This window comes from Muriicola sp. (assembly GCF_041567615.1).
Lineage (GTDB): Bacteria > Bacteroidota > Bacteroidia > Flavobacteriales > Flavobacteriaceae > Muriicola.
Map to the genome: position 1 here is coordinate 22,523 of NZ_JBFGBM010000006.1, position 8,771 is coordinate 31,293.

Sequence of the window (8,771 nt, forward strand, 5' to 3'; positions counted from 1 at the left end):
TATCCGTTCAAAACGCGCTTTTGAACCTTCCCGCTCAAACCTGAACCCATGGATACGAAGGAATTACTGAAGAAAGTTCGGAAAATTGAGATCAAGACCCGCCGGCTCTCTGATCACATTTTTGGAGGGGAGTATCACTCCACCTTCAAAGGCCGGGGTATGACCTTTAGTGAGGTTCGCCAGTACCAATACGGGGATGATGTAAGGACGATCGACTGGAACGTGACGGCCCGGTATAACGAGCCCTACGTGAAAGTATTTGAGGAAGAAAGGGAACTCACCCTCATGCTACTTATCGATGTGAGTGGTTCCGAACACTTCGGTACAGTGAACCAGTTCAAGAAAGAAGTGATCACGGAGATCTCTGCCACCCTGGCTTTCTCGGCCTTGCAGAATAATGACAAGGTGGGGATGATTATGTTTTCGGACGAAGTGGAATTGTTTATCCCCCCAAAAAAGGGAAAGAGCCACATTCTGAGGATCATACGCGAATTGCTTGAGTTCCGCCCGAAAAGCCGAAAGACGGATCTTACTGAGGCCTTGAAATACCTGTCAAACGTCATGAAAAAGAGGGCCATTGTGTTTGTGCTGTCCGATTTTATGATGGAGGAATACGAACAGACCCTGAAGATCGTGGGCAACAAGCACGATGTAACGGGGATCCGGGTCTATGACCCAAAGGAAGAACAGATGATCAATCTGGGTATGGTGCAAATGCAGGATGCGGAGACCGGGGAGACCCACCTGGTGAATACCTCTTCAAAACAGGTGAGAAGAGCCTATGAGAAATACTACCGGGAGTGGGTGGATTATTTCAGAAATGCGTTCACCAAATCCGGAGCTGGGATCCTGCAATGCCGGGTAGACGAGAGTTATGTAAAAAAACTGCTGGGATATTTTAAGCAACGCGCCTAAGCCAATGAATAAGAGTTACGGTACCATAAGGAAAATTTCAGGCCAGGTTCGCAAGTGGGTGGTCCTGCCCCTGCTTTTTATCGGGCTTTCCAGTACCGTCCTGGCCCAGACCCCTCCCAGGATCTCCTCTTCCGTAGATACCACGGCGATCAAGATCGGGGAACAGATCCGGTTTACCGTAACCGTGGAAACAGATTCAGCTGCTTCGGTCATTTTCCCCGAAGGTCAGACCTTTTCTCCTCTTGAGACCGTAGAGGCTCTTAAGACGGATACCACGCGCCGACTGGACAGGATGACTATCCAAAAGATCTACGCCCTCACTCAATTCGATTCGGGAACGTATCTCCTGCCCATCCAAAGGATAGAGATCGACGGCAAAGGATATTTTACAGACTCCCTGATGGTTTCCGTTTCCACGGTAGAAGTGGATACGGTTTCCAAGGAATTTTACGACATCAAGCCGCTGATCCCCGTGGAGAAGGCCGGAGCTTCCATCCCGTTCTACGTTTGGATCATCTTAGGATCTTTGCTGGTTCTGGGGGCCTTGCTCTGGTATATTCTCAGGCCCAAACCCCTCACCCAGGAAGAGGAGGAAGCTATGATGCCGCCCTATGACAGGGCACTTCTCGAGCTAAAGCGTCTGGAGAATTCCAAATACATCATTCAGGAGGAATACAAGAAATACTACTCTGAGCTGACCGAAATCGTAAGGTCATACCTTGAAGAGGATGTCCACATCTCTGCCCTGGAAAGTACTACGGACCAGCTCATTGCCAAACTGGAGCTGATGAAGGATGCCGGGGAACTCAGGATAGAGGAAGAAACGATCACCCAGTTCAAGAGGATTCTGGACACGGCTGACCTGGTGAAGTTCGCCCGTTCTAAACCCGAATCTTCCCGCGCCGAAGAGGACAGAAAGGCCATAGAGCAGATCGTGATCAAGACCAAGAAGGCCATCCCGGAACCCACAGAGGAGGAACTGATGGAGCAGGCCGCCTATCAGGAAGAGCTGAAAAAGAAGAAACTGCGGCAAAAAAGAGTTCAGGTCGCCCTAGCCACGGCAGCCGTGATCGTCCTGGGCCTGATCGCGACCGTCTTTTATTACGGGATTGACAATGTGAGGAATACACTCATTTTTCGCTCCTCCAAGGATTTGCTGGAAGGCGAATGGGTCTCCAGTTCTTATGGCTACCCGCCGGTCGATCTCTCCGCCCCGGAGGTTCTTTTACGGCAGGAGGCCGAGATCTCTCCTGATGAGAAGGATGATATACAGGACAGGCAGGTATTTTCATTTTACAACCCGGATAACATGTTAGGGGTAGGTACCTCTTCCATCATCCTTTCAAAGCAGGAAGAACCCGATTACCAAAAGAGCATTGACCAGATCCTTAAAGGATTTGTCGACAGAGGTGCACGGAATATCATCACCAAACAGGAAGAATTCAGTTCGGCCTCAGGGGTGCCCGGAATAAAGGTTTACGGCAGTGCGATCTACCAGCGTGAAGAAGGAGGGGAGCGGATCAGGGGCAAGTACGCCATCATCCTCTTCGGGGGCAAGGGTTTTCAGCAACAGGTGATCCTCTCATGGGAGGAAGGCGATCCCTATGCGGAAGAGATCATCGATCGTATTATTAATTCCATAGACGTTAAAACACAGGTATAGATGTTTGAAAATATACAGTTCGCGAATCCACAGATCTTCTGGTTGCTCCTTGGGCTTCCTGTGGCCGTACTCTGGTATTTTATCAAACGGAAAGACCAATCGGCCTCCCTGAAGATCCCCAGTTTAAAGGGTTTCCCAAAGAACGACCTGCTCCCGCGCCTGAAGCCGGTACTGTTTGCACTGAGGCTGCTCGCCCTTGCCTGTATCATCACAGCCATGGCTCGACCCCAGATCAGGGAAGTCTCCACCCGTACCAAAACCACGAGTGGGATCGATATTGTGATGGCCATCGATGTGTCTTCCAGTATGTTGGCCAGGGACCTCAGACCCAACCGCCTGGCAGCCCTTAAGGAAGTAGCTTCAAAGTTCATCGAGGAAAGGCCCAATGACCGTATCGGCCTGGTGGCCTATGCGGGAGAAAGCTATACCAAGACCCCGATCACAAGCGACAAGGGAATCGTACTCAACGCCCTGAGGGAGATCACCTACGGGCAGCTGGCTGATGGTACTGCTATCGGAATGGGCCTGGCAACTTCCGTGAACAGGCTCAAGGACAGTAAAGCAGCCAGCAAAGTGATCATCCTGCTGACAGACGGGGTGAACAATTCCGGTTTTATTGAGCCTGAGACCGCCGCCAACCTGGCGGTGGAATTCGGGATCAAGACCTATACTATCGGACTTGGGACCAACGGGAATGCCCTATCTCCCATCGCCTACAACGCAGATGGTTCTTTCCGTTACGGGATGAGAGAAGTAGAGATAGACGAAGCCCTGTTGCAAAAGATCGCCAATGTGACCGGAGGGCAGTATTTCAGGGCGACGAATAACCAGAAACTGGAAGCTATCTACGACGAGATCAATAAGCTTGAAAAAACCGAAATAGAAGAATTCAGGTATTATAACAACGAAGAGAAATTCAGACCGTGGGTCCTGCTGGCCGGAGTACTCCTGCTCTCCGAATGGATCTTCAGGACCACCGTTTTTAAAAGTTTTGTATAACCGTGATACAGATAGACGAAGCCACATATTTTTACCTTTTCCTGCTCTTCCCGGGCATGGTCCTGCTCTATCTGGTGCTGCTGTACTGGAAGAAGAGGACACAGCGCAAATTCGCGGATCCGGACCTGCTTAAGAAACTCGCCCCTGCCCGTTCCGGGTTTAAGAGTGTGTTGAAGCTTATCGTGTTCCTGCTTGGCCTTTCCGGATTGATCCTTGGACTGGCGAATCCTAAGATAGGGACCAAAATGGAGACCGTTAAAAGGGAAGGCGTAGATATCGTTTTCGCCATAGACGTCTCCAAGAGTATGCTTGCCGAGGACATCGCCCCAAACAGGCTGGAGAAGTCAAAAAGGATTGTCTCGGAGATCATCAACCAGCTGGCCAGTGACAGGATCGGCATCATCGCCTATGCAGGCCAGGCCGCCCCTCAATTGCCGATCACCACAGACTATGCCGTGGCAAAGATGTTCCTGCAGTACCTGAATACGGACCTCCTTTCATCCATGGGTACAGCCATAGATGAGGCCATCAAGCTGGCTACCACCTATTATGACGACCAGGAGCAGACCAACAGGGTCCTGTTTATCGTCTCAGACGGGGAGGACCACAGCGACGGCCTCGCCATAGATGCAGTGGATCTGGCTGTGGAAGAAGGGATTCGGGTGTTCACCATAGGTGTTGGAAAGGATAAAGGTGCGCCTATTCCCGTCAAGAGAAACGGCATAATACAGGAATTGAAAAAAGACAGCGAAGGGGAGGTGGTCATTACCAGGCTCAATGCTGAAATCCTGAAGGAGATCGCAGAAAAAGGCAACGGGGCTTATATAGATGGCTCCAATACGGAGCAAGCCGTGGAAGAGATCAAGGAGGCCCTGAACCAGATAGACAAGACCGAATTTGAAGCCAAACAGTTCGCAGACTACAAGGACCAGTTCCAGTGGTTTTTGGGCGCAGCCTTATTCTTCCTATTTTTAGATATCTTTTTACTAGAAAGAAAGACAAGGTGGTTGCAGAAGTTAAACCTGTTCAATGAAGAAGATCATGAATAAGTTATTCCCTTTACTCGTTCTGGGCTTGATCACTTCCGGTATCGCCCAGGAAGAAAAGAAGAAAGACGCTGAGAAAGCCCTCAAGAATTCCATGAATCTGACATGGGAAGCAAACAAAGAGCTTTCTGAGAATGAATTCATTGAAGCGGAGGCCGATTACAGGAGAGCGATCTCAAAGAGCCAGGAGAACGCCATAGCTCCTTATAACCTGGGGACTGCTTACTACAAAAAAGAAAGCCTGGAGGAGGCCTTTGGCAGGTTTAAACAGGCAGGGGAGATCGCAGGGGCCAAGCCGGAAAAACACAAGGCCTTCCACAATATGGGCAATGTGTTCATGAAGAACGAGGAATACGAGAAGGCTGTTGAAGCCTACAAGGAAGCCCTGAGAAACAACCCTGAGGACGAAGAGACCCGTTATAACCTCGCCCTTGCGAAGGCACTCGCTAAAAAGCAGCAAAACCAGCAGAAAGACGGGGAAGACGAGAAAAAAGACCAGAAGGAAAAGGAGGATCAGCAACAACAGGAGCAGGAACAGAAGGAAGATCAGGAAAACAAACAGGAAAAAGACGGGGGAGACCAGGAGAAGGAAGACAATAAGGAAGGAGAAGGAGAAGAAAAAAAGGAACAGCCCAAACAAGGGGAAAAACCCGAAGACCAGAAACAACCCAAGCCCAATCAACTCTCTCCCCAGCAGATAAAGAACCTGCTCGAGGCCATGCAGAATGAGGAGAACAAAGTGCAGGAGAAAATGAATGAGAAGAAGGTAAAAGGACCTAAAAGCAAGAACGCAAAAGACTGGTGATGAAACGGATGGCAGTACTTAGGGTTTTGTTGCTCCTGTTCCTTTTCGGATCAGCAGTCGGATATTCCCAGGAAGAAAACCCGGTGGAGTTTGAGGCCAATCTGAGCAAGGAAAAGCTCGGACTGAATGAACGTTTGAGGATCGACTTTACGATGAACAGGGACGGGGATAATTTTACCCCTCCGGATTTTGAAGGTTTCAGGGTCCTGATGGGTCCTTCCCAGGCTATCAGTTCTTCATGGATCAATGGTGTCAGAAATTATTCCAAGACCTATTCCTATACGCTGGCACCAACCCAAAGAGGGGAATTCACCATTAAACAGGCTACCATTGTCATCGAAGGCAAAACTTACAAGACCACCCCGAAAAAGGTAGAAGTGACCGCCGCCGTTGACAAGCCCAGTGACCAGATGACCGCCGATGATATCGCAGACCAGAACCTCCACCTGGTAGCGGAAGTATCCAAAACGAGCCCGTACATGAATGAGGCGGTAAGTGTGGTCTATAAACTCTATGTGAGCCCGACTATCAATGTCTCCAACTTCAGACCTCTTGACAACCCCACCTATAACAACTTCTGGAGCCAGGATATCCCGGTCACTTCCTACAGTGTTAAGAACGGGACATACCAAGGAAAGTCGTATCGATACGTCATCCTCAAACGGGTGGTCCTTTACCCTCAGAAGAGCGGGGCCCTGGAAATTGAACCCCTATCGCTGGAGATCACCCTCGATGTGCCTACGAACAGGCGCGACTTCTTCGGGCAACCCATCTACACCCAGACCAACAAAACAGTTTCCGCAGGAAAAAGGACCATAGATGTAAAGCCCTTGCCCCTGGCGGGCCAGCCAAGTGATTTCAGCGGGGCAGTGGGCAGCTTCCGTTTTAAGGTCAGCACGAGCAAGCGTACCCTTAAAGCGACAGAATCCCTCCAGGCCATTGTAGAGGTGGAAGGAAATGGGAACCTCAAACTCTTTCAGCTGCCAACCCTTGAAATGCCGGGATCCCTCGAAGTATACGAACCCGAATACAACGAGAATGTGAGAACAACCCTCTCGGGAATGCAGGGGAAGGTGAGCAACAATTATACCGTGGTCCCGTCATTCAAGGGGGATTATCCCATCCCCCCCATCAGATTCAGTTATTTTGACCCGGAAGATGAGACCTACAAAACACTAACCTCAGACGAGATCAATATTGAGGTGACCAGCGGCCCCCTGGAGTCCTCCGGAGGCAATATCCCGCTGGCTTCCGGCAGTAAAAGGCCCGTACAGAGCACGGGGAGTCAGTTCCACTTCATCAAACTCGCCCCCGACCTGAGGCCCAGCCTGGAAACCCCCTTCTTCGGATCGCTGAACTATTACCTCTTTTTCCTGAGTCCGCTCCTTCTGATTCCTCTGGCCATTGTCTTTGGCAGGAAAAGGGAGGCCATTGCCAGTGATGTCGCCGGAAGGAAAATCAAAAGGGCTAACAAGCTCGCGAAGAAATACCTATTTAAAGCCAAGAGGGCGATGGGCGAAAAGGACGAGTTCTACATCGCCATGGAAAAAGCCCTTCACAATTACCTCAAGGCGAAACTGAAGATAGAGACCTCGGAATTCAGCAAGGAGAAGATCACAGATCTGCTCACCAAAAAGAATGTAGACGAGGAGACTATAGCCGGTTTTATGGCCCTGCTGAAAAACTGTGAGATGGCCAGGTACAGCCCTTTCTCCCAGGTACAGATGCAGCAGGATTACGACAGGGCAAGCGAAGTGATCTCTTCCCTGGACAAACAATTGTGACATGAAGAATTTCTTTTTAGTATTTCTGATGTTGGTTTCCCTGTCTGGTCATTCCCAGAATGAGGTGTTGTTTGAGGAAGCCACCAAGGCCTATAATGAAGGGGACTATGAACTGGCCATTGAGAATTACGAACATATCCTCGAAAGCGGCTCCCATTCTTCGAGCCTCTATTTTAACCTGGGAAACGCTTACTACAAACTCAAGAAGATCGCCCCATCCATCTATTATTACGAAAAGGCTTTATTGCTAGATCCGAATGACTCCGAGATCAGGGACAATCTCAACTATGCCCGGCAGATGACCATTGATGAGATAGAACCTATTCCTCAAACTGCCATAACGAGGATCACCTCCCGGGTGATCAATATCATGACCTTCGATCAGTGGGCGTACACCTCGATAATCTTTATGCTCCTGTTTGTGTTCCTCTACCTGGCATTTTATTTTTTCAGGTTTGCGGACAGAAAAAGGCTCGCATTTATAGGAAGCATGGTCTGCCTCTTTCTCACTGTCATGAGTGTTACCTTTGCTGTACTGCAATACCAGGAGTACACGGATACCCGACCCGCCATCATATTCGCCCAGGAAACAGCGGTGAAAGAGGAACCTAATAACCGGAGTATTACGCTTTTTACGCTACATGAAGGAAGCAAGGTCTTTGTTGAGGAGACTCTGGAAGACTGGAATAAGGTCAGGCTGTCTGATGGTAAAAATGGATGGATCCCCGCTTCAGATCTGAGAGCTTTGAAAGACTTTTAATCAGTATTTTACTTGGAATTGATAGTATTCCTTTTATTTTTGGGACATGGAGCTTTCAAAAAACAAATCTTTCCTTGTATTGTTCGTCAGCGCATTGTGGCTGCTGTCGATCACGGTTCCCCCTATCCTTCAATTGCTCGATGAAAACAGCCCGGGTATCACGTATACCCTGAACGAGGAGGAATCCAAAGAACAGGAAAAGAAAGACCCTTTGGAAGAGACCATCCTTTTCGATTCACAGGATCTCAGAAATATACAGGGGTCTTATTACGCCGACAAATCCGGCTGGAGGAACACTCTGGCTTCAGGCGCCATCTACATGGAAATCCCTTTCCCCCCTCCCGAAAGCCTGTCCTGAATCCTTATTTTTTCACAACCAATTAATAATCTATCCTGCACCCCCTGGTGCAGGAGCAAACACCTTCTCTTATGTTTAAAACAATCAAAAACGATTTACCGGCAAGTATCGTAGTATTTTTCGTGGCACTCCCGCTATGTCTTGGGATTGCGCTTGCGAGCGGTGCACCTCTGTTCTCCGGACTGATCGCGGGGATTGTGGGAGGTATCGTCGTAGGATCCCTCAGTGGATCCCATATCGGGGTGAGTGGCCCCGCTGCAGGTTTAGCCGCCATCGTACTAACCGCCATCGGAGCACTGGGCGGATACCAGAACTTCCTGATGGCTGTCGTCCTCGGTGGAGCCATACAAATTCTTTTCGGCATCTTAAAAGCCGGAATTATTGGGTACTATTTCCCATCCTCGGTAATCAAAGGGATGCTCACCGGGATCGGGATCATCA

The 8,771-nt window shown here is 49.5% G+C and carries 9 protein-coding genes; all 9 read left to right on the plus strand.

Annotated features, from left to right (window positions below):
- Window positions 1-48: 48 nt before the first annotated feature.
- Window positions 49-915 (plus strand): DUF58 domain-containing protein, encoded by an 867-nt coding sequence (locus ABYP73_RS00995; protein WP_372973195.1) that lies wholly within the window; start codon window positions 49-51, stop codon window positions 913-915.
- A gap of 4 nt (window positions 916-919) precedes the next feature.
- Complete coding sequence (locus ABYP73_RS01000) at window positions 920-2,578, plus strand: hypothetical protein (RefSeq protein WP_372973196.1); 1,659 nt, start codon at window positions 920-922, stop codon at window positions 2,576-2,578.
- Window positions 2,579-3,577, plus strand: coding sequence for a VWA domain-containing protein (locus tag ABYP73_RS01005; protein ID WP_372973197.1), 999 nt, complete (start codon window positions 2,579-2,581; stop codon window positions 3,575-3,577).
- A 2-nt stretch (window positions 3,578-3,579) separates the two neighbouring features.
- On the plus strand, window positions 3,580-4,626 hold the full coding sequence (locus ABYP73_RS01010; RefSeq protein ID WP_372973198.1) for a VWA domain-containing protein: 1,047 nt from the start codon (window positions 3,580-3,582) through the stop codon (window positions 4,624-4,626).
- Window positions 4,607-5,428 carry a tetratricopeptide repeat protein gene (locus tag ABYP73_RS01015; RefSeq protein ID WP_372973199.1) on the plus strand — a complete coding sequence of 274 codons (822 nt, stop codon included), beginning with the start codon at window positions 4,607-4,609 and terminating at the stop codon, window positions 5,426-5,428. The genes ABYP73_RS01010 and ABYP73_RS01015 overlap by 20 nt, the downstream gene beginning before the upstream one ends.
- Window positions 5,428-7,212 (plus strand): BatD family protein, encoded by a 1,785-nt coding sequence (locus tag ABYP73_RS01020; protein ID WP_372973200.1) that lies wholly within the window; start codon window positions 5,428-5,430, stop codon window positions 7,210-7,212. The genes ABYP73_RS01015 and ABYP73_RS01020 overlap by 1 nt, the downstream gene beginning before the upstream one ends.
- Before the next feature lies 1 nt (window position 7,213).
- On the plus strand, window positions 7,214-7,972 hold the full coding sequence (locus ABYP73_RS01025; RefSeq protein WP_372944522.1) for a tetratricopeptide repeat protein: 759 nt from the start codon (window positions 7,214-7,216) through the stop codon (window positions 7,970-7,972).
- Window positions 7,973-8,018: 46 nt separating this feature from the next.
- Window positions 8,019-8,330, plus strand: a complete 312-nt coding sequence (locus tag ABYP73_RS01030) for a hypothetical protein (RefSeq protein ID WP_372944523.1) — start codon at window positions 8,019-8,021, stop codon at window positions 8,328-8,330.
- Between the two features lie 71 nt (window positions 8,331-8,401).
- Window positions 8,402-8,771, plus strand: a 370-nt coding sequence (locus ABYP73_RS01035; protein WP_372973201.1) for a SulP family inorganic anion transporter, incomplete at its 3' end; no start/stop codon positions are given.

Excerpts from the sequence above, each read along its gene's own strand:
- ABYP73_RS00995 (WP_372973195.1), top strand. The coding sequence starts at position 49 with ATGGATACGAAGGAATTACTGAAGAAAGTTCGGAAAATTGAGATCAAG.
- ABYP73_RS01000 (WP_372973196.1), top strand. The coding sequence starts at position 920 with ATGAATAAGAGTTACGGTACCATAAGGAAAATTTCAGGCCAGGTTCGC.
- ABYP73_RS01005 (WP_372973197.1), top strand. The coding sequence starts at position 2,579 with ATGTTTGAAAATATACAGTTCGCGAATCCACAGATCTTCTGGTTGCTC.
- ABYP73_RS01015 (WP_372973199.1), top strand. The coding sequence starts at position 4,607 with ATGAAGAAGATCATGAATAAGTTATTCCCTTTACTCGTTCTGGGCTTG.
- ABYP73_RS01020 (WP_372973200.1), top strand. The coding sequence starts at position 5,428 with ATGAAACGGATGGCAGTACTTAGGGTTTTGTTGCTCCTGTTCCTTTTC.
- ABYP73_RS01025 (WP_372944522.1), top strand. The coding sequence starts at position 7,214 with ATGAAGAATTTCTTTTTAGTATTTCTGATGTTGGTTTCCCTGTCTGGT.
- ABYP73_RS01030 (WP_372944523.1), top strand. The coding sequence starts at position 8,019 with ATGGAGCTTTCAAAAAACAAATCTTTCCTTGTATTGTTCGTCAGCGCA.